This is a genomic window from Alteribacter populi, assembly GCF_002352765.1.
GTDB classification, from domain to species: Bacteria; Bacillota; Bacilli; order Bacillales; family Salisediminibacteriaceae; genus Alteribacter; species Alteribacter populi.
Genome location: NZ_KZ293963.1, coordinates 1,387,784 through 1,407,660, shown reverse-complemented (window position 1 = coordinate 1,407,660; position 19,877 = coordinate 1,387,784). Strand labels below are relative to the sequence as shown.

23 protein-coding genes are annotated in these 19,877 nt (G+C 40.3%); 20 read left to right on the top strand and 3 right to left on the bottom strand.

Annotated features, from left to right (window positions below):
- The first annotated feature begins 1 nt into the window (after position 1).
- From CDZ94_RS06840 to CDZ94_RS06785, 14 genes are all read left to right on the top strand, one after another.
- Positions 2–469 carry a molybdenum cofactor biosynthesis protein MoaE gene (locus CDZ94_RS06840; protein ID WP_096435762.1) on the top strand — a complete coding sequence of 156 codons (468 nt, stop codon included), beginning with the start codon at positions 2–4 and terminating at the stop codon, positions 467–469.
- Entirely contained in the window at positions 469–705 is a 237-nt protein-coding gene (gene moaD / locus CDZ94_RS06835) for a molybdopterin converting factor subunit 1 (protein WP_096435761.1), read from the top strand. Before CDZ94_RS06840 ends, moaD begins: the two co-directional genes overlap by 1 nt.
- Before the next feature lie 131 nt (positions 706–836).
- Positions 837–1,421: a TetR/AcrR family transcriptional regulator gene (locus CDZ94_RS06830; protein ID WP_096440622.1), complete on the top strand. Its 585-nt coding sequence runs from the start codon at positions 837–839 to the stop codon at positions 1,419–1,421.
- A gap of 411 nt (positions 1,422–1,832) precedes the next feature.
- A complete protein-coding gene (locus CDZ94_RS06825; protein WP_096435760.1) occupies positions 1,833–4,310 on the top strand; it encodes a YhgE/Pip domain-containing protein in 2,478 nt (825 codons plus the stop codon).
- Between the two features lie 126 nt (positions 4,311–4,436).
- Positions 4,437–4,739, top strand: a complete 303-nt coding sequence (locus CDZ94_RS06820; protein WP_096435759.1) for a HesB/YadR/YfhF family protein — start codon at positions 4,437–4,439, stop codon at positions 4,737–4,739.
- A gap of 181 nt (positions 4,740–4,920) precedes the next feature.
- Entirely contained in the window at positions 4,921–5,100 is a 180-nt protein-coding gene (locus CDZ94_RS06815) for a YjzC family protein (RefSeq protein WP_096435758.1), read from the top strand.
- 181 nt (positions 5,101–5,281) lie between these two features.
- Positions 5,282–5,428: a hypothetical protein gene (locus tag CDZ94_RS21215; protein ID WP_157811939.1), complete on the top strand. Its 147-nt coding sequence runs from the start codon at positions 5,282–5,284 to the stop codon at positions 5,426–5,428.
- 109 nt (positions 5,429–5,537) lie between these two features.
- Positions 5,538–6,290 (top strand): alpha/beta fold hydrolase, encoded by a 753-nt coding sequence (locus CDZ94_RS06810; RefSeq protein ID WP_157811940.1) that lies wholly within the window; start codon positions 5,538–5,540, stop codon positions 6,288–6,290.
- Positions 6,291–6,360: 70 nt separating this feature from the next.
- Positions 6,361–7,164, top strand: a complete 804-nt coding sequence (locus tag CDZ94_RS06805) for an NAD(P)-dependent oxidoreductase (RefSeq protein WP_096435756.1) — start codon at positions 6,361–6,363, stop codon at positions 7,162–7,164.
- 50 nt (positions 7,165–7,214) lie between these two features.
- On the top strand, positions 7,215–7,382 hold the full coding sequence (locus tag CDZ94_RS21210; RefSeq protein ID WP_157811941.1) for a hypothetical protein: 168 nt from the start codon (positions 7,215–7,217) through the stop codon (positions 7,380–7,382).
- 236 nt (positions 7,383–7,618) lie between these two features.
- A complete protein-coding gene (locus CDZ94_RS06800) occupies positions 7,619–8,590 on the top strand; it encodes a BMP family ABC transporter substrate-binding protein (protein ID WP_096435755.1) in 972 nt (323 codons plus the stop codon).
- Positions 8,591–8,637: 47 nt separating this feature from the next.
- A complete protein-coding gene (locus CDZ94_RS06795) occupies positions 8,638–9,192 on the top strand; it encodes a DinB family protein (RefSeq protein ID WP_096435754.1) in 555 nt (184 codons plus the stop codon).
- A 149-nt stretch (positions 9,193–9,341) separates the two neighbouring features.
- The gene (locus CDZ94_RS06790; RefSeq protein WP_096435753.1) at positions 9,342–9,671 is read left to right on the top strand and encodes a hypothetical protein; all 330 of its coding nucleotides are present in this window, start codon (positions 9,342–9,344) and stop codon (positions 9,669–9,671) included.
- A gap of 109 nt (positions 9,672–9,780) precedes the next feature.
- Entirely contained in the window at positions 9,781–10,158 is a 378-nt protein-coding gene (locus tag CDZ94_RS06785; protein ID WP_232735722.1) for a hypothetical protein, read from the top strand.
- Between the two features lie 137 nt (positions 10,159–10,295).
- Here the strand turns inward: CDZ94_RS06785 and CDZ94_RS06780 are convergent, their stop codons facing one another.
- Positions 10,296–10,604, bottom strand: coding sequence for a hypothetical protein (locus CDZ94_RS06780; protein ID WP_096435752.1), 309 nt, complete (start codon positions 10,602–10,604; stop codon positions 10,296–10,298).
- Between the two features lie 380 nt (positions 10,605–10,984).
- Here CDZ94_RS06780 and CDZ94_RS06775 point away from each other — a divergent pair, with 380 nt between their 5' ends.
- The 5 genes from CDZ94_RS06775 to CDZ94_RS06755 all read left to right on the top strand — a co-directional run bounded on the left by CDZ94_RS06775 (position 10,985) and on the right by CDZ94_RS06755 (position 16,640).
- Positions 10,985–11,917 carry a beta-ketoacyl-ACP synthase III gene (locus CDZ94_RS06775; RefSeq protein WP_096435751.1) on the top strand — a complete coding sequence of 311 codons (933 nt, stop codon included), beginning with the start codon at positions 10,985–10,987 and terminating at the stop codon, positions 11,915–11,917.
- Between the two features lie 184 nt (positions 11,918–12,101).
- Entirely contained in the window at positions 12,102–13,343 is a 1,242-nt protein-coding gene (gene fabF / locus CDZ94_RS06770) for a beta-ketoacyl-ACP synthase II (protein WP_096435750.1), read from the top strand.
- Positions 13,344–13,920: 577 nt separating this feature from the next.
- Positions 13,921–14,865 carry a cell wall-active antibiotics response protein LiaF gene (liaF, locus tag CDZ94_RS06765; RefSeq protein WP_096435749.1) on the top strand — a complete coding sequence of 315 codons (945 nt, stop codon included), beginning with the start codon at positions 13,921–13,923 and terminating at the stop codon, positions 14,863–14,865.
- Positions 14,858–16,027 carry a sensor histidine kinase gene (locus tag CDZ94_RS06760; RefSeq protein WP_096435748.1) on the top strand — a complete coding sequence of 390 codons (1,170 nt, stop codon included), beginning with the start codon at positions 14,858–14,860 and terminating at the stop codon, positions 16,025–16,027. The genes liaF and CDZ94_RS06760 overlap by 8 nt, the downstream gene beginning before the upstream one ends.
- Positions 16,020–16,640, top strand: coding sequence for a response regulator transcription factor (locus CDZ94_RS06755; RefSeq protein ID WP_425352524.1), 621 nt, complete (start codon positions 16,020–16,022; stop codon positions 16,638–16,640). The genes CDZ94_RS06760 and CDZ94_RS06755 overlap by 8 nt, the downstream gene beginning before the upstream one ends.
- Positions 16,641–17,407: 767 nt before the next feature.
- Here the strand turns inward: CDZ94_RS06755 and CDZ94_RS06750 are convergent.
- Together CDZ94_RS06750 and CDZ94_RS06745 are read right to left on the bottom strand one after the other, a co-directional pair.
- Entirely contained in the window at positions 17,408–17,635 is a 228-nt protein-coding gene (locus CDZ94_RS06750; protein WP_096435746.1) for a hypothetical protein, read from the bottom strand.
- Positions 17,616–18,737, bottom strand: coding sequence for a hypothetical protein (locus CDZ94_RS06745; protein WP_232735723.1), 1,122 nt, complete (start codon positions 18,735–18,737; stop codon positions 17,616–17,618). Before CDZ94_RS06745 ends, CDZ94_RS06750 begins: the two co-directional genes overlap by 20 nt.
- Before the next feature lie 208 nt (positions 18,738–18,945).
- On the opposite strand from CDZ94_RS06745, the gene CDZ94_RS06740 reads away from it, so the two are divergent.
- On the top strand, positions 18,946–19,776 hold the full coding sequence (locus tag CDZ94_RS06740; protein ID WP_096435745.1) for a DUF2268 domain-containing putative Zn-dependent protease: 831 nt from the start codon (positions 18,946–18,948) through the stop codon (positions 19,774–19,776).
- Positions 19,777–19,877 lie beyond the last annotated feature (101 nt).

Genomic DNA, 19,877 nt, shown 5'->3' with positions numbered 1-19,877 from the left:
CATGACGGGGCAAAGCTTTAACGTGGTTGAAAACGAAATCGATCTTTCACAAGTGATTCAATTAGTGGAGGATCGAAATGCTGGTGCAATTAATACGTTTATAGGTACCGTTAGGGAAATGACCAAAGGGAAGCGTACTCTTTATTTGAAATATGACGCCTACGTACCGATGGCGGAAAAAAAACTAGCGCAAATAGGGGATGAAATTGTCCAGCAATACCCTGAAGCTCGTGTAGCGATCACTCATAGAATCGGAAAATTGGCGATTAGTGATGTCGCAGTCGCGATCGCTGTCTCTACGCCTCACCGGGCAGATGCTTTTGAAGCCAGCCGGTATGCAATAGAGAGAATCAAAGAAATTGTGCCGATTTGGAAAAAAGAACATTGGGAAGATGGATCGGAATGGGTTGGCGATCAGCTGCAAACAACCCGATATCCTACTGGAAGACCGGAAGAGGAGGATTTGTGATGATCGAGGTTTTATTTTTTGCTGAATTAGAAGAAAAGGCAGGTACACGGCGCTTGACCGTTGAAAAAAACGAACTCACAATCGAAGCATTACGAACGCACCTTGTTGAGATGAATTCACAATTAACAGGTGTTAAAAATGCCATGGCTGCAGTGAATGAAGAATATGCCGAAGAGGCTACAGTCGTTCGTGATGGGGATACTGTTGCGTTTATTCCGCCAGTGAGCGGAGGATAAAAAGAATTCCTTGAGTTTTATAAAAGAAAAAGGTAGAATGAAATTAACGAAATGACCATTTTAGTATTTTGGTCATTTTTATTTTGGGCATTTTTGAATACCACTTAGATAAAGAAAGGCATGACCGACTAATGCTAGAAAATAAACGTGCACTAATATTAAATGCAGCTTCAAATTCTTTTTCCATGTACGGCTTTAAAGGAACGACGATGGATAAAGTGGCCAATCTCGCTGGTGTTGGGAAAGGAACGATTTATACGACGTTTAAAAATAAAGAAGATTTATTTGATGCAGTTTTGCAGCAAATCATTACTGAAATGGAGCAAATCTTTTACAAATGTATTCTGCCTGAAAAGTCCGTTTCAGAAAACCTTCATGCTGCTTTAGACCAGTTGCTTGAATTCCGAAAGGATCATCAGGTTATGATGAAGCTCACGTATGAAGTAAGGATGTTTGGTACTGAACATTCAAAGCGCGCGCTTGAGAAAATAGAAGATGCGATTATTGATTGCATTGAAACCCAACTTACACAAGCGGTTGAGCAAAAGAAGATTTATGCATCAGAGCCGAGGATTACTGCGTTTTTGTTATATAAACAATACATGGCTCTCGTTTTTGATTACGAAGAAAAGTATGGACATTTGGAGAAGAAACTGATATCTAAAATCTTCCAGCAGCACTTTATGTATGCGCTCATTCATAATAAGGAGATGTAGTCATCTCTTATTTAGAGATAATTAATAAGAGAGCAGCTATCTTCACGCCGCTCGTTTCAAGGGAAAAGCATTCCTTCCTGAGACTTAAAAATATAAGGCAGAAACTAACGCTGTTTTTAATAAAGGCACTTTTTGTAAAGGTTGTCGTAATTGATTTAAGGAACGAAAGAGCGATAGGAGGCGACTCCAACGGGAAAAGTAACGGCTGAAGACCTCACAGGGTGGTTTCCCCGAAGGAGGTTGAAGTGTAGACCGCAGCAAAGAAGACACCATGAATCCGAACGAAAATCTTACCTTATCAAAAAGCAACAATCTTTTAGGAAGCTGCTTTAACAAAAGACCGCTATGCGGTTTTTCTTTAAACAAAAAATTGACCAAATGAATTAATTAGTCAAAAATAAGGGGAGTTATATGAACGGACTACGACATGAAATAAAAGGGATTGTTACATCAAAAAAATTACTCGTTGCATTAATTGGGATTATGCTGATGCCGTTATTATACGGAGGCGCCCTGATTTGGTCCTTTTGGGATCCATATGGACAAATTGAAGATCTCCCAGTAGCAGTAGTTAATGAAGACCGGGGAGCAACGCAAGAGGGAGAAGAAATCGCAGCTGGTGAGGAGTTTGTCAGCAATCTTCGAGAAGAAGCGACATTGGATTTTCATTTTGTGAGTGAAGATGAGGCTCGTCGAGGTATGAAGGAATTTGATTATTACTTTTATGTGAAAATTCCTGAAACGTTCTCAGAAGACATTACGAGTGTAATAGACAATGAACCGGCAAAAGGGACCCTCTATTATGAAGTTAACGAAGATTATAATTACGTCTCCTCGCAAATTGCAGACAATGCGATTGACGCAATGGAACAACAATTATCAGAGGCGTTAACGCTCGCTTATGTAGAGGTGGCGAACGATTCTTTTAGCACTTTTACAAAACACATTTACGATCTTGAAAAGGCGACTGAATCGCTGCTTTCTGGTAACAAAGGTGTTCTCGATGGAGGGAACAGCTTAAATGATGGTTTGCTTGAGTTATCATTGGGGACGGAGGAGCTGGCTGAAGGCATTGGACATTTATCAGCTGGTACTGCTCAGTTAGAAGACGAGTGGCTGAATGTAACAGAAACAATGGAGCATTCTAACGAGCTTGATCATGGTAAAAACGCCTTTACTTCCATAAGGGAGAAAACAGAAGAATTGGAGTACCGGTTGGAACAAGGCGAGTTAGAGCAAATTGAGGCACATCTTAATGATTGGCTTGCTTTAGTCGAGGGGTTGGAGCATTCAGTAGAAAACGTCAATCATTCAATGAATGAAGGCGCTGGTAAAGTTGAAAGCTTTCAAAATGAATTGGAGAAACAACGCGAGAATTTAGCGAGAGCAGCTGAAGGAATCGACGAGCAAAAAGTATCCGTTCAAAATATGTACGATAGTAGTAAGGTGTTTGCGGATAATGTCGAGCTATTTTTAGATGAGGCTTCATTTTTACTTTCTGAACCGATAGAAGCCATTGAAGAGCTTGAAGATCATTATCATACACTTCCAACGCTGTTAAACGCACAATTTCCTGGGTGGGAAGAGGATGAAGATCTGGTGAATTGGTACGAAAGTGGACTTGGTCATTTTGAAGAAGCCCCCGTTTATCAAAAAGAATTGGAAACTCACATAAATGACATGAATCGTCAAATCGGCGACTTTCGAAATCAGGTTGAAAATGGTGAACAAACGATTGAAGAGGTATTGAAAGGGTTCGATGAAAGTAGCAAAGCGATTGAAGATATCATGCCGTTATTTAGTAAGTATAAAGACACATTTGCGGAAATTGAAACAGCATTAGATTCATTTGAAAATGCGCTTCATGAACTAAACGAGGCTGGAGAACGGTTACAGCGAAACAAAGACATTAAAGAAATGGAAACAGCGTTTTATCAATCAATGGTTGCCTTAAATGATGAATTCGATCACTTGGAGTCGATTTATGAGACGGCTTTGGAACGTCAAGATGAGGTGACAAATGGTTTGGCTCTGCTATCTGAAGGGGCCCAAGACGCTAGTGAAGGGGCTTTGAGTCTTCAAGAAGGAGTGAGTGAAGCGCATAATGGCGGACAAGATTTAGTGAAAGGTCTTGAGAATGTGACAGATGGAGCGGGCGAAGTTCATTCCAGTGTGACTGATGTATCTGATTTCACAAGTGATATTGACCCTTCTCGTCAACATGAACTAATGTTTTCTTCGCCCATTGAATCGAAAAGTACTCACGACGAAAAAGGTTATTCTTATGGTGAAGGGTTAACGCCTTATTTCTTATCAATCGGCCTTTATGTTGGCGCTCTGACACTGTCGATTATCTATCCGTTTCGCGAACCATTAGGCTCTCATGAAAATGGCGTACAGTGGTTCTTCGGAAAACTAGGGGTCGTATTTTTGGTTGGCTTGGCACAAGTGTCGATTTTACTCGTGTTTTTATTGTTTATTCTCGACTTAACAGTCCAGTCACCACTTGCTTTCATTGGCTTTACCTATATGGTTAGCTTCGTGTTTATGAGCCTTATTTTTATGCTAGTCGGTGTGCTTGATAATCCAGGACGATTTATCGCGATTATTTTGCTTATTTTACAGCTAGGTGGAAGTGGTGGTACGTTTCCAGTAGAACTCCTTGCGTCACCTCTTCAGTCGATTCATGGGTGGTTACCTATGACGTATTCAGTCCTTGGATTCAGGTCGGTTATCTTTATGGACTCACCTGTTTTATTAGGCAGAAGTATGCTGTTTTTAAGTATACTGGCGCTGATTACGCTCGCTCTCGCGTTTTATTTCTATTACAAAAAATACCGCAGCTTATGCGAACCAAACATCCCTTCAGTAAAAGAATCTAACAACTAGGCTTGACTCGCTGTTTGAACAGATTCAATTAGTTGTCTTTCATGAGTCAGAAACGTTATCATGGTTTAGTGTATGATTGAACAAGGAAAGATAAAAGAAAAACCTTGATCATTTGGAGGGAATACGATGAATCTAGAAATTTCAGATAAAGCATTTGATTGGTTTAAAGATGAATTCGAATTAGTAAGCGGAGAAGCGGTTCAATTTTATGTGCGATACGGCGGGTGTGGGAACTTTCAATCTGGATTTTCGTTAGCTATAGCCAAAAAAGAACCAGAGGATCTGGCGGTTTCTAAAGAAATGAATGAGATTACCTTTTATGTTGAAAAAAAAGATGAATGGTACTTTGATGATAAAGACCTTTATGTTGACTTTAACGAAGACTATGATGAAATCGAGTACTTGCACGAAACAGGAGAAAAGCAATGAAACCAAGAGGAGGTGTCTCTTCTTGGTTTTTTTGTTGTATCCTATGTTGTTAGGCGTGATATCCGCTGATATAATGCTTGAGCTCCGCTGTTTTAGTAAACTTACAAAGCACTCCAAATGAAGAATAAACGCCCGCTTTTCCGGTCACGCTAAAACCATCTTGATTCAGGAGGAGATAATTATGGGGCAAAATCATCAATTCAGATCAGGTGACAAAGCACCAAACAATGGTTTTTATGTAGAAATTGGCGATACAGAAAGTATGGTTAATGATCCTAAAAAAGTTCACTTGAAGGCTGGAGAAAAGTTTCCTGAAAACTCGAACCATGAGCGAAAATGGACGTATCAGAGAAAGCCTTAAACGTGAAAGGCAGCCTAAATAAATATGGACAATGAAAAGCAGTCTCAAACTAGAGGCTGTTTTGTACTTTATGCGCTATCAAGGAGGTTCCGCTTCTGTTTTTTAGGGAGCTTTTTATCATTTTTTTGCTAAAATGAGAATACATTAATATACGGACTAGTTATTGAAGGGGGAGTGTCATTTGAATGAACACTGGAGTGAGCTGGAAGCGCTTCTTGCTCAAAAAGATAATAACTTAACGGAAAAAGGGAAGCGGCGTTTGTACAATTTGTTGGTTGATTGGGTACATTCCCTGGATTCGAAGTCAAATGAAGACGGTTGGGCATAGTACCCAGCCGTTTTTTTACCCTTTGAATAGGATATTTATAGAGGATGTTCAAACGCATACCAATTTAAACGTATTTTTTATGATTTGGAAGGATGAGCGAGGGATCGGCATGGCGATAACAGAAAGGTATTTTCAAATGGAAGGGGAAGACGCGGTCATTCATTTGCCGGAGAGGCCAAATGGGTTTCTGCTGTTAGTTCTGGGAGATGCCAACCATTACGTAGAAGGTAAAACGAGCCTTTGGCATCAGCATCCGGATCGTTGGTTATTTATTGATGTTTTAAAAAAACAAGGTTACACGATTGTTTATTCAAATCAGTATGGTAGACATTGGGGAAATGATGAATCCTATCGTTTAGCGATCCGGCTTATTAAACAGACGTTAAAAACTGAAATATTAAATCCTAAAATCCATGTTTTTGCAGAAGGGATGGGCGCTTTAATCGCTCTGCGCCTGCTCGTTAATCAACAGGACCTCTTACGGTCAGTGGTGCTGTTTAACCCCTGCTTAAATTTAGATGCCTACCGAAATCACGAGCGGACGAAGTTGTTTTTTTATAAAAAATTCATGAAAGAAATGTCAGAAGCGTATGGGGAGGAGGAAAATGTATTAGAAAAAGCGATCCAAATGCCGAGTGAATGCTGGAAGAAAACGTGCCCTGATACGATGATCCGAATTTTTCACTGCATTTTTCAAACCCCTTTTTCACTTGACGAACATAGCCGTTTATTTGTAAATTCCCGAAAAGAAAGGCAGGCACCAGTTGAATTAACGGTTTTTTTACCTGGAAAACAGCTCTCAGATTTCCTGGTATCTGTTAAAAATTTTCTTTCCAACCACGAACAGTTAATGGAGTTGTAGACTTTTCATTTATGTAAAGTAAACGGCTGTCGTGAGTTGGATTATTTATTTCTAAAGGAGGGCTCCTATAATGAATCGTATCGTAATACTTGGTGGACTTGATTTTTTCGGATTTTATTTGAGTCAGAGTTTGATGAATCGAGGAATAGAAGTTATTGCTGTCCAGGAAATGCCTATGACTAAGCTTGAATATGATTTAAATTCGTTTTTTGTACGAAATAGTTTATTTTCGCTTGCTTTTTTACCAGAGCAAAGCGACGCGGCTATTGACAGGGTAAGGAGAGCTGATAAGTTCGTTTTAAACGAATATGCTCAAACATTTGAAAGCGCAGCGGTAGCGAAATTCACAGCTGAAAATGACGTGATCCGGGTTTGCAGGGAGAATGATAAACAAGAAGACCCTGACATAATACCATTATTTACAGTGAAAGTTCCAACTCTCTATGGCCCATACCAACCAGAGAAAATGGTGTTTGCTACTCTTTTGACGAGCATAGTTAAGGATGAATGGACATTTACTGTAGACGATTTGATAAACGAGGCAAATCAAGAGGCAGGGGATTTGTTATACGTAGAAGATACAGCGGATGCGCTAGCTGATTACATCACAGGGAACGGAGCCGAGGATATCCAACTTACCAGTGGTAGAAAAAAACGCTGGAAGGAAGCGTTTTGTTCATTGATTCAACGATATGAAAAGTTAACAAAATATAAAGAGATAGCAACAAAAGTCGAGGACCAGGATGAAAAAGCGAACGACCGTTTCGTTATCATTAAGGATCGCTCAATTGATGAAGGAATTGAAGAACAGTTTGCGTCGATTGCTCAAAGATTAAACGGTGATGAGAACGGTTTTTCTGAAAAAGAGTCTTGAAGTGGTGTTCACAATTTGCGATGATTAGCAAGAAAGGAGTCGGATTATATTTGAAGAATTTGTTGTTTGGTATCCTATTATTTGCAATTATTGCACTTGGCCTTTTTTATCTCTTATACTATCAATTTAGAATCGATCAAGGAGTTGCGCTAGTCGCAGCTTTACTCATTGCAGGAATCAGTGAATGGCTTTTTCACAAATTTGTAAAGAAAGTGTAATCTATTTGTTACCCATGAAAAAGGATTTAGAAAATAAATGTCGAAATTTTCAAATTAAGGTAATGTCTAAAATACAAATATTGTTTTGGTTATTTATAGTGTGTGTCAAAAGTGGACAAGAAGTGCGGAAAAAGTCGAAGCACCGACAGCTAGAGAGTGTGGCAATGTTCTCAGTGAATTTGGTCCGAATAAAAGATTAAGATGAGAAATGGTGTAGAGGAGTGTGCCAACACGATATGAAACTGCTACAAGGAGTCCTGGTTCTTGTTTTAGCTTCAATGTTAACAGGGTGTGTAATAGCAGCAGACAGCGGGGATTTGAAGAAAGCAGGATTACTTCTTCCTCACCCTATGGATGACCAAGGATGGAATAAAAAAGGATATGAAGGTATGTTAACAATCCATTCTAATATGGAAGTCGATGTGTTACTTGAAGAAAATATCCGAAGTTATCAAGCGATTTATGATGCTGTAGAAGCCTTTGATGAAGAAGGAGTGAACTTAGTTTTTGGTCATAGTCAAATCTATGCCAAGCCGTTTATGACCTTAAAAGACGATTACCCTCACATTCATTTTGTAAGTTTTAATGGTGAGGTGGATGGAGAAAACATAACCAGTTTACATTTCCAAGGGTATTCTATGGGCTTCTTTGCGGGTATGCTCGCAAGTGAAATGTCTGAATCAGATGAAGTCGCCGTAATCGCGGCATTTCCATGGCAGCCGGAAGTCGAAGGTTTTGAAGATGGTGCAAAACATCAAATGGAAAATGTGACAGTACATGTTGATTATGTAGAAAGCTGGGCTGATGAAGAAAAGGCACTATCTATATATCAAACGATGAAAAGAAAAGGTGTAGATGTCTATTATCCAGCAGGAGATGGGTACCATGTATCCGTAATTGAAGAGGTGAAGGATGACGGTTTTCATGCCATAGGTTACGTAGGTGACCAGCAGGACTTAGGAGAATCCACGATCCTTACAAGCACTGTACAACGGGTGGACCAGCTCTATGAAAATGTTGCCAGCCAATTTAATGAAGGAAGTTTAGAGAGTGGGAATCGTTACTATGATTTCCAAGACGGAGTGGTAACTCTGGGAGAATACTCAGTGGATGTTCCAGAATCTTTGCAGAAATGGTTAGATGAACAAGTGGAAGTTTACATAGAAACAGGAAAATTACCTTCCGAGATAGAAGATAGTATGGAATAGATAATATGAAGCCAAATTAACTATTTTTAGATTTCGGGGGGAAAGAGATGGAAAAAAGAACACTTGATTCCGGGCCATCAAGAGATTCACTTTACTTATTAGACGGTTTGATTCAAACAAGAGAAAAATTGTTGACCATGATCGATAAAGTGGATGAAGAAGATCTCTATTTTCATGTTCCACAAGTACCAACTGTGGCAGGGTATCTCCTTCATCTTGCGCAAATTGAGCTTTGGTGGAACAAAGAAGTTCTCCGTCAGCAGCCGCTTAGTGAGGAGGATCACGAACGATTTCTCTTCCAAGAAAAACAGGAAATTGTTACTCCACCGAAACAAGAAAAGGCTTGGTTTCTTTCCAGGTTAGGAGAAGCGAGAATGCTCACGAGAGAACACTTTATGATGATGTCTGATATGGAGTTTAAAAGACCTTCTTTAGAGGTTGTGCTCGGTGACGAGGAAACGTATTGCTCTCCTGAGTGGGTATTATATCATTTGATTGATCATGAAAGTTATCACCGTGGACAAATGGCGCTCATATTTACTCTCATGAACGGAAAACGGGAAAAATGGGATCATTTCACAACTCCTTATCTTTCATTATAATGAAAACAATAAAGAGGCTGCGAGTTACGCAGCCTCTTCATTATGCAATGTTTACAAAATTGTGCGGGGACTGTCCCCCGACAATTTAGTTGCAAGATGCAGGTTATTTCTTTAGGATAGAGAGATGTTGAGAAGGAGTGGTTTAAGCAATGGCAGAACAAAATAAAGCATTAAAGTCTATGGCAGATCGTGTTGTTAACGGATATAAAGCGGTTCACCGCAAAGAGTTTCAAGAGGCAATTGAGTTGCTCGAGCCTTTAAAGCCGATGCTTCATCAACCGGAGAAGCCGAATGTTACTTTTTTAGTTCACTTATCTATGGCTCAAATTGGAACGAAGGATATCGAAGGGTTTTTATCCACCTATGAAGAACTCCAAGGCTATGAGCCGAAAAATGACGAAGAGAAAAAACTGAAAGAACGAGTCGATGGTGCTTTTGAAGAGCTTATGAAAACGATGGCCGACCAGTCAGAGAATTAATAAGAATTGATAATCATCCGCAAAGTACAGGCTCATGTCGGCATTGTCCTCATATGATAGTAAAGAGTGAACGCATTCTATTTGCTATCGCTTAAGGAGGATACTACGAATGAATCTTCAGCCTGCTTATTACCATGGCGGCTTTTATCGAAACGAAATGAGAGGACCCAGCCCGGGACATGGGCCAGGTGGACACCCTGGAGGCCATGACCAGCGGTATTTCCCGTTTCTTCCGTTTTTAGCTGGATTAGCTGTTGGACCTATCGTTTATAGTGCCTTTAGCGGTCCTAAATACGGTCCAGGACCTTATCCAGGGCCTTATCCTGGCCCCTATTATGGTCCGAATTATGGCCCAAGTTACGGTCCCAGCTATGGTCCGAGTTATGGACCGGGATACGGCCCGAGCTACGGCCCGAGCTACGGTTCGAATTTCGGTCCTAATTACGGTGCCAACTATGGTCCCTATTATGGAAACCCGATGCAATAAACTGTCCAGAAATAAACTCCGCCAATGCGGAGTTTTTTCATACTTAACTTTAAAGGAATAAGTACTTATAAGGTTTCCACCATTAAGGCTTGCAAGTTTTCTTTAACTATAAAATTAAATAGGTTAGGTTGATTCTGCTATTTCGAATTTGAAAATTTCTTAATTGCCTCCCATAAAGGTGATAATTGTTTTACATATGGCTTCATTTGATTTGCAAATTCCATAATGGCTGCAATTTGATTCATTGTTTGTTCCATTTGTTCCATTTGCTCAGGACTCATTTCATTTTCCGTTCCTGTTTCAGGCAATTGGCTTTCATCCGTTTGCTCTTGATCTTCAGTTTGCTCTTTTGAAAGTTCCGTTTCCTCATAGTTTTCCACTGCACGATCACCGAACATCATCCGGTCAAAGATACTCCCGCCCCAATTTTGGTCTTCTTGTGCCACAACATCTCCTCCTTTTAAACACTCACCTTTATATTTACACTATGTCCAAAGGGAGAAGTGGTGTAGGGAGCTGCCCGACATGAGGCAAAAAGGATTGCATTTTTTTTAGGACTAGGTCATAATATTAACTATCAAATGAAGGAATACTAAGAGTGTGTGTTCAAAAAAATTAGAGCGAGAAGGTAGAGGAGCAATCGGCGATACATCGTTGACATTGCTTCGCTCCGCCTAGTTAGGCTAGCAGAAGAAGAGACCTATGACTTGTCAACTTAAAAAAAGACAATACGAAGAGAGTCGACAGCTATGATTCCTGGTATTTTGAACATCCTTTAAAAGTGAATCAATATATGATTACTAGAGTTTAGAGAGGAGAATAGACTATGAGAGCAGGCATTTGGGGAATGGGTAGTTATATTCCTGAAAAAGTTTTAACGAATGCAGATTTTGAGGAAAGAATGGATACAACTGATGAATGGATCCAGACAAGAACTGGGATAAAAGAAAGAAGAATTACAACTGATGAGGTTAATACTTCAGATATGTCCTATGAAGCAGCCGCTCAAGCACTCAAAAATGCAGATGTGTCTGCCGAAGACATTGATCTAATTATTGTCGCGACGGTTACAGGAGATCGTCCCTTCCCGTCGGTATCTGCTTTGATTCAAGACCGACTAGGTGCTAAAAATGCAGCAGCGATGGATGTTGGTGCTGCGTGTGCCGGTTTTATGTACGGGTTAGTGACAGCGAAACAATTTATAGAAAATGGAGCATACCGAAACATCCTCGTCGTTGGAGCAGAAAAACTATCGAAAATTGTCGATTGGGAAGATCGAAATACAGCTGTATTATTCGGGGATGCTGCAGGAGCCGCGATACTAGGGCCTGTTTCAGGAGATCGAGGTATTTTGTCCTTTGAATTAGGCGCGGATGGGGCAGGATCGGAACATATACGTCAAGAAAAACATCTTCTCATGAATGGAAGAGAAGTATTTAAATTCGCTGTTAGACAAATGGGCGAATCATGCGTAAATGTGTTGGAAAAAGCTGGGTTAACAAAAGACGAATGTGATTATCTCGTGCCTCACCAAGCAAATATTCGAATAATGGAAGCTTCCCGTCAGCGTTTGGAGCTCCCTATCGAGAAAATGTCAAAAACAGTGGATCGTTTTGGCAATACATCTTCGGCTTCCATCCCAATATCTTTAGTGCATGACTTAAGTAATGGTAAGATAAAAGATGACGACGTGGTCGTATTAGTTGGATTTGGGGCAGGCTTAGTATGGGGGTCTGTCGCGATCCGTTGGGGAAGATAACCAAATGACTAGGAAGGGGATAGTAAAAATCAGCGAATGCATTCATATACGTAGTTTTATCATACGCTCTGTTGCTTAAATAGCGATAAACAGACCTTCCTGACTTTTTGTCCTCCTATTTTAAAAAAGTAAAAAATCATTATAACTTGATCTTGAAGTGTATTCATGAAAGGGGTTAGCAAAAATGACAAAAAATCGCGTAGTTGTAACAGGCATGGGTGCTGTTACACCTCTAGCAAATGATATGGAACAAACGTGGACAAAAATTACAAATGGGGAATCAGGTATTGATGTTTTTGATAGATACGAAGAAGCCAATTTTCCTACGAAAGTAGCCGGGGAGGCAAAAGAATTTGATCCGGCCGCTTTTATGGAGAAAAAAGATGCCCGGAAAATGGACCGCTTTACCCAATTTGCGGTGGCGAGCTCAATGATGGCGGTAAAAGATGCTGATCTTACCATCGACGATACAAATGCAGAGCGTATTGGGGTATGGATCGGGTCTGGAATTGGCGGAATGGATACGTACGAAAAACAGTTTCGTTTATATGAAAAGCGCGGCCACCGTCGTGTGAGCCCGTTCTTTGTTCCAATGCTCATTCCAGATATGGCATCTGGACAAGTCTCCATTATGCTTGGGGCAAAAGGAATCAACTCCTGTACGGTAACCGCTTGTGCCTCTGGAGCGAATTCAATTGGAGATGCGTTTAAAGTTATTGAGCGTGGTGACGCTGATGTGATGATCACAGGAGGAGCCGAGGCCCCTCTCACTGAAATGTCATTTGCCGGATTTACATCTGCAAAAGCGATGTCTACAAACCCGGACCCAAAAACGGCGAGTCGCCCATTTGATAAAAATCGAGACGGCTTTGTCATGGGTGAAGGAGCAGGCGTACTCATTCTCGAATCTTTAGAGTCTGCTGAAAAGCGTGGCGCCCGTATTTACGCTGAAATTGTTGGATACGGTGCGACGGGTGACGCTTATCACTTGACTGCACCTGCACCTGAAGGAGAAGGCGGTGTTCGTGCCATGCGTCAAGCTCTTAAAGATGCGGAGCTTTCACCTGAAGAAGTTGATTATATGAATGCTCATGGAACGAGTACAGAATATAATGACAAGTATGAAACGATAGCTGCTAAAACCGTTTTCGGCGACCATGCCCGGAAAATGGCGATTAGCTCAACAAAGTCAATGACGGGCCACTTATTAGGTGCAGCAGGAGCGATTGAAGCAATCTTTTCAGTAAAAGCGATCGATGAAGGTATTATTCCTCCAACCGTCAATTATGAAACACCAGATGATGACTGTGATCTTGATTACGTTGTTAACGAAGCACGACGTCAGGAAGTGAATGCTGTATTAAGTAATTCACTTGGTTTTGGCGGACACAACGCTACCTTGATTTTTAAAAAATTCAAAGCCTAGAGAAGTAAAACATGAACAAGCCTCTTCCTTTATAAAGGAAGGGGTTTTTTCTGTTTTAAAAGGTTGTATATGAGTGTACATAAGAGATTAGTTAACGGCGTTTATGAGCTAAATCTAAACTGGTCTGAGGTGAAAATCAGCCTTAAGTATGAGTTACAAACCGTCTGCCGGCCGTTTTTTAAGAAATAGGAGAGCGTTATTCTTAAATTAGAAGAAAAACGATACCGCGAGTGAAAAAGAGTTATGTGAAATGAGACGATCAACGAAAACATTAAAAAAGGGGAAGGTGACAGCAAATGAGAGCATTTTTTTTACGATTAATAAAGGTGAAACATTTGGACTTCTCGGACCGTAGGGAGCCGGCAAATCGACGTTTATTAAGCAAATCGTTGTTCATTTAAAGCGAAAAATGGAAAAGGTATAAATCTACGCTCCTCCGTAAAAACAATCATTTTCTAGACGTTTATTATGAAAAAATTCATTGGCGTGAGTAAGAATAAACGCTACAATAAATAGAAAGATGTAGAATTTTCTGGTATCTAATTCTAGTAAATGTTCAAAATCCGAGGGGGGGAAGTTGTCAGATTTCACCTTCTTTGAACATGTACTTTTAATGAAAGGGATTTGTGTGATGAGTAAATGGATTGGAGTCATCATTCTCTCAATAGGACTACTTTATTTGTTAAACAACTTAGGTGTAATCAATACGGGAATCGGTGAGACCGTCTCGACTTATTGGCCAGTGATCATCGTACTTTTTGGAGTGAAACTGCTATTTCGAGGCTTCATCCACTTTATTCAATATGCCAAGAGGGATAAGTGGCGGTTTGGATCACTTCTTTGGGGATCGGCTGTAACGGCATTAGGGATCATTTTGCTCGGAAACAGAGCAGAGTGGTTTGCTGTTACGTTTGCTGATGTTTGGAGCTGGACTTGGCCACTGTTGATTATTTTTATCGGACTGCAGATTTTGCTAAATCGTGATCGAGGCGTTGTAGTTACTATAGAAGATCACGAAGATCGTCGGTCATTAAAACAGAGTATAGATGACATTGATTTCGAGTCGATTGCAAAGGCTAAGCGTCGAGCACAGGAGACTAAAAAAAGAGTGAGGCAGTCATTTGATCAGTCTTCCTATACGAAGAAAAGTTCTAGCAAAACGAAACAATTAATAGGAGATGTGGAGTTAGGGAAACGACCTTGGCAGCTTGATGACAACGAAATTAGATTAACAGTCGGCAGTGTGGAGGTTGATCTGACGACAGCAGTACTAAAAGAAGGCGAAAATTATTTGGATATTTACACTTGGGTCGGATCTGTAGAGATTACCGCGCCAAAAGATCTAGCGATTCAAGCAACAGTGGATGTGAACATCGGAGAAGCGACCCTGTTTGATGATAGCTACGCGGGAACGAGTCGGAGTGCGACGTATACAAGTTCAAATTTCGAGGAGGCAGAGAAGAAGCTCATTTTAAATGTTCACACGAATATGGGGAGCGTGGAGGTGATGGCTGTTGATTAAAGATACAGACAATCCTATCCCTTCACCTGATCCTGCAGTAGATAAGGATACAAGTCCCAAAGGACTAATTTGGGATGGTCTTCGTTTACAACTGAAAATTGGCGGTCTTACATTTCTCATTGCATGGGTGTTACTTTGGCTCTACGGTCAGTTTTATCGAGGTGAAGAAGGCGAAACGGGGATCCTAACGCGTTTATATGAAGTGGCTGTAGATGTTGAGGTTGCGCTCGCTCTAATTGCATTTATTACGAGTATTTTCTTAGTTACAGGGTTGGCTTTTTCATTTTCATATACGAGTGAGCTAAAACGTTCGGTTACTCACTTAATTTATCAAATGAAGCAAGTGCAGCGTGGCTCTCTTAAGCAGCGGATCCAATTGAACCGTGAAGATGAAATGAACCGATTAGCTAGTGAACTTAATGAGATGACAGACGGTTATGAAAAACAAATTCGTTCGATGCATCGGATCTTAAATGAAAATGCCATTCTTATTTCAGAAAAAGAACGAGCAGCTGGTTTAGAGGAAAGAAGAAAGTTGGCAAGAGAGTTGCACGATGCTGTAAGTCAACAGCTATTTGCCGTTTCGATGTCGTTAGGTGCAATTCCGAGAATGTTAGATGAAGAGCCCGAACGTTCAAAACAGCTGATCGAACAGATCGAAAAAATGATTCATGATGCACAGCAGGAGCTTCGAGCTCTCATTATGCATTTACGTCCTATTACACTTGAAGGGAAAGCATTAAAGGAAGCTTTAGATTATTTATTTCAGGAATTACAGCCAAAGCACCCACAAATGCAATTTAAATGGACGCTGGAAGAACTGCCCTTACTCGATCCAGGAATAGAAGATCAATTGTTCCGTGTTGTACAAGAGGGATTATCGAACACACTCCGGCATTCCAAAGCTGCTGTGTTTTCATTTGGTCTAAAGCACAAGGATCAAAAGTTACTCGTCATGATGAAAGATGATGGTATCGGGTTTAATATGGATGATCAAAAGGATGAACAGCAGGTCTCCTATGGGTTAACGACAATGAGAGAGAGGATTGAAGAGTTAGGAGGACATTTTTCGATGCTGTCTTACCCTGGAGAGGGGACAACGATAAAAATACGCGTACCCATTGCAGGGGTTGAGCGTGAGGGGAGAGATGAGGTTGAGTAAGATTAAAGTGTTAATTGTCGATGATCATGAAATGGTCCGTATGGGATTAAGCACCTATCTCCAAACAGAGAACGATATCGAAGTCGTAGGAGAAGGAAGGAATGGAAAAGAAGCTGTAGATCAAGCTTATAACCTTCAGCCAGATATCATCTTAATGGATTTGTTAATGGATGAGATGAATGGGGTAGAAGCGACAAAAGCGCTTTGCGATCACCAAGCAAAAATTATTGTGCTCACAAGCTACCTTGATGACGAAATGCTCTTTCCAGTGATGGAAGCTGGGGCATTTAGTTATATTCTAAAAACATCCAGTGCTGCTGAAATTGCTGCCTGTATACGGAAAGCAGCGCAAGGGGAGGCGATGTTTGAAGGACAGGTCACCCAAAAAATGTTTCAGCAAATGAGAAATAAACCAAAACATGAGGAATTAACACCTAGAGAAAAAGAGGTTCTCGCTTTAATTGGCATAGGAAAATCTAATAAAGAAATTGGCGAGATTCTCCACATTGGGATTAAAACAGTCAAAACGCACGTGAGTCATATTTTCACAAAATTAGAACTAGAAGACCGAACGCAGGCGGCGATATACGCCAATAAACACGAGCTAGTGTAAGTTTTTAGATACGAAGTGAATCGAGTGTAAAATCCGAATGGGTTTTGTACTCGGTTTTTTTAGTTTGAGTGAAGTAGAGGCTGCTGAATAAGTAGTAGCATACGCCTACATGGCAAGAGGATATGCTTTTTCTCATGGAGAGAATCTGCAAGGAAATAACGCTTCTTTTGCTAAAAGCCTTGCACTTGATTTTGAGATAAACATGAGGGAGCCAAGGGTGCTGCTGCAATGGCGGAGACTCCCTCAGGAAAAGCAACATGAGCACGCCTTTCGCGAATGAGGAGGCTGAAGCGTTGCCTGCGGAAAGCGAAGCCATGGAAGCGGCACCCTTTGTATTTGAGTTCTAGAGTTATTCAGCAATCCCGAAGTAAGAAAGGATATGGGGACTATCTTCACGCCGCGTGGTGTTTTTTTGCATTAAAGTAGAAAGGAAAATCACATAATGCCAAGCAGATGAATATAAAAATCATGAAAAGTCTCGTTCTCCTTTGGTTCGTTGTATAGGGAGCGGTTCAATAGGACAAGATAATGACAACAAAGATTAGGAGGCGCTCGTTTTGTCAAAGTCAGATTCAGCTAAGATGATGGATAGCATGATGAATGATATGAAAAAAGATAATGAAAAAGCAAAAGAAGACGCGAAAAAAGCATTAAACAAGTAAAAAAGTGCAAGCCTTAGTTGACTTGTACTATCACCAATATATATAACGCAGTGAGAAAGTGCATAGAAAACTTGGCTTAAGCTTAGAACGTATAAAAACCGGCAATTACTTGCCGGCTTTTTTCGTATGGTAATGTACTTTACCATTTATTATTTCTGAATCATCGTAGTGAACGGTGTCATCGACGGTCCCTAACGCCTGTAATGCGATCGTTTTGGCTCGTTCGTTGTCCTTTTTCATTTGCTGCATGTACTCATCGAGGACTTTTTTTGAATATGATTGTTCGTCAGCAAGTGTTTTCAAACGTGGTCCATCATAAGTGGCTTGCTCCATCTTTGTCCTCCCTCTTCAACCCCACAAACTTTACATCGAATTTATTCACTAATTCGCAACAAATCCACAAAAGTTCCTGTGTGATAGTTAAATTAAGTTTACCAGTCTCGTCAGCAACATTCAACTTGTCTCTGTTCGATTCGTCCAAATGTAAAGATAGTACCCATTCGGAGCCATCTTGGAGTGTGCGCTTCCAAGATATAAAATCATCTAGGATAAGGGGGTCTTTTTCGGTATGATTTAGTGAAAGAATGTATTTATCAGTTCCCTTGTCCATTGGAATAAAAACATGTAGTTCAGCCTTGTTCATGCCAAAAGCATCGATCAAAACGATCCCTTCATCACGGACTTTGTACAAAGAGTAATTTGTACCAAAATTGATATTATCAAGACTGAACCGGTCATTTACGAGTAATGTCAATTTGGCTCTTAATTGATAAATAAAATCCATAAGGATATTAAATTTATCATTGATTAACAGCGCTCTTTCCTCTGTTTCCTCTAATCGATCGATAAGGACCCGTAGAGCGAGGTCTTTTTTCTGTATGGCTTCTTGTTGAGATTCAATATTTCCAATAAGTCGTTGAAACGCTTCTGCATCGACTCCTTCATTAAAGCCTGCTAAAATATCTTCTTTCAGTGTCAATACGAAATCCTTTTGGTTGGCCAAATTTATAAGTGCGTTGAATTCCTCTTTCTTTCTTTTCTCATAAATGCCTAAGTGAAACATGTCACTTGTAATGGTACTCATTTCATTTAGCACCAATGTGCGTAGATAAACTGCACTTACTAATATGCCTACGCCTGTTAGGACAAGAAAAGAACTGGTGGGTAATGTCAGGAATCCTTCAAAAGCTTCAGTCGTTGTGTTTAGTATCCAGCCTGGCAGTACAACGATAAGCGCAGAGAATCCCCATCTTAATGAGAGGATGTTTTTAACTCTTCTCACTAAGTATAGGAACGAATTTTTTATGATTAATGTAGTTGATACTTTTTCTTGAGTCTTGCTATGTTCATAAAGTGTATTAAGAAGGTCATTTAATTCCTTTGAGAAAATGGACAGTCTCTCTTTATTATCGATGATCCCAACTCCCTTCCTCACTCTCTCCCTAAGTATAGCACTATTGGTAAATTGTGAGAAAGGATGCCAGAATACTCATTAACGCTTTGAGAATACTAGGTTCAGGACTTTTATCATAAGTCAGAGGTATGAAAAAAAGCCGGTTGTAATCTTCCTTTACTCAAGCACAAAGCTAGAACTTAACACAAACATATGCTTGATGGCATAGACTATTAGAGGAGGTGTTTTTTTGGGACTCCAATGTGATCTCGTAGCGTTTGTGAAATTTTCCAAAGAAGTAAGAGACATGGCCTGGGAAGAGGCAATGATTTTTCAAGCTGAGACGATGTGTAAACCTCTGCACAAACACTTTTCTTCTGCATCGCTTTATGAATTGCACCTTTATTTAAGCCAGCAAGGATTACGAAAACCAAAAGCGGATTGGGATCGTTTTATAAAAGCAGTAAGAACAAAATCTTACTTAAAAGAGCTACAAAAACATTATTTGAAGCTAAAGGCACTATGGAATGGACCTGAATTGCCTGTTTTTCTTTTTCCGATTGACATGGATAATTACCGACTTATTGAAAATTTAAATCATAAGAACGGCGTCACTTTTAGAACATGCATCCTTTTATTTTTCGATGAATCATTACCTCTTTCAGCGACGAAAGCGTTGCTAACCCATGAATACAATCATGGTTGCAGATTGTTTTATCAGGACAACGACGAGGAGAGTGTCACATTACTTGAATCGATGGTAATGGAAGGTCTTGCGGAATCTGCCGTTCGTCGTCACCTCGGAAAAGAAGAACTTGCTCCATGGACGAATCTTTATACTAAAGAGCAGTGTCAAAGGTGGTGGCAAGTGTCTCTTGCCGAGAAGCGCCAGATTCAGGGCAGACGTTATCACGACCATTTCATGTACGGCGGTCACTCCTTGCCTAAAATGGTTGGCTATTGTATTGGCTACTATATTGTCCGTGATTTTTATAAGCTAACAGGTTCCTCTTATAAAGATGTGGATGTTTTTGCTTTATCGCCAGATGAAATTTTAACTTTGTCTAAGTGGGGGAGTTAACGAAAGCGAACTACAATTTTGTCAAAAAAATGAATGTAAAAGAAACTGGTACATATGTATTAAATAAGGACGAGCGGTATCGCACATCCAACCACAAAGGT

Coding starts and splice junctions, on each gene's coding strand:
- CDZ94_RS06830 (WP_096440622.1), top strand. CDS start 837: ATGCTAGAAAATAAACGTGCACTAATATTAAATGCAGCTTCAAATTCT.
- CDZ94_RS06825 (WP_096435760.1), top strand. CDS start 1,833: ATGAACGGACTACGACATGAAATAAAAGGGATTGTTACATCAAAAAAA.
- fabF (WP_096435750.1), top strand. CDS start 12,102: ATGACAAAAAATCGCGTAGTTGTAACAGGCATGGGTGCTGTTACACCT.
- CDZ94_RS06800 (WP_096435755.1), top strand. CDS start 7,619: ATGAAACTGCTACAAGGAGTCCTGGTTCTTGTTTTAGCTTCAATGTTA.
- CDZ94_RS06750 (WP_096435746.1), bottom strand. CDS start 17,635: ATGGAGCAAGCCACTTATGATGGACCACGTTTGAAAACACTTGCTGAC.
- CDZ94_RS06775 (WP_096435751.1), top strand. CDS start 10,985: ATGAGAGCAGGCATTTGGGGAATGGGTAGTTATATTCCTGAAAAAGTT.
- moaD (WP_096435761.1), top strand. CDS start 469: ATGATCGAGGTTTTATTTTTTGCTGAATTAGAAGAAAAGGCAGGTACA.
- CDZ94_RS06795 (WP_096435754.1), top strand. CDS start 8,638: ATGGAAAAAAGAACACTTGATTCCGGGCCATCAAGAGATTCACTTTAC.
- CDZ94_RS06840 (WP_096435762.1), top strand. CDS start 2: ATGACGGGGCAAAGCTTTAACGTGGTTGAAAACGAAATCGATCTTTCA.
- CDZ94_RS06820 (WP_096435759.1), top strand. CDS start 4,437: ATGAATCTAGAAATTTCAGATAAAGCATTTGATTGGTTTAAAGATGAA.
- CDZ94_RS06810 (WP_157811940.1), top strand. CDS start 5,538: ATGGCGATAACAGAAAGGTATTTTCAAATGGAAGGGGAAGACGCGGTC.
- CDZ94_RS06790 (WP_096435753.1), top strand. CDS start 9,342: ATGGCAGAACAAAATAAAGCATTAAAGTCTATGGCAGATCGTGTTGTT.
- CDZ94_RS06815 (WP_096435758.1), top strand. CDS start 4,921: ATGGGGCAAAATCATCAATTCAGATCAGGTGACAAAGCACCAAACAAT.
- CDZ94_RS06785 (WP_232735722.1), top strand. CDS start 9,781: ATGAATCTTCAGCCTGCTTATTACCATGGCGGCTTTTATCGAAACGAA.
- CDZ94_RS06805 (WP_096435756.1), top strand. CDS start 6,361: ATGAATCGTATCGTAATACTTGGTGGACTTGATTTTTTCGGATTTTAT.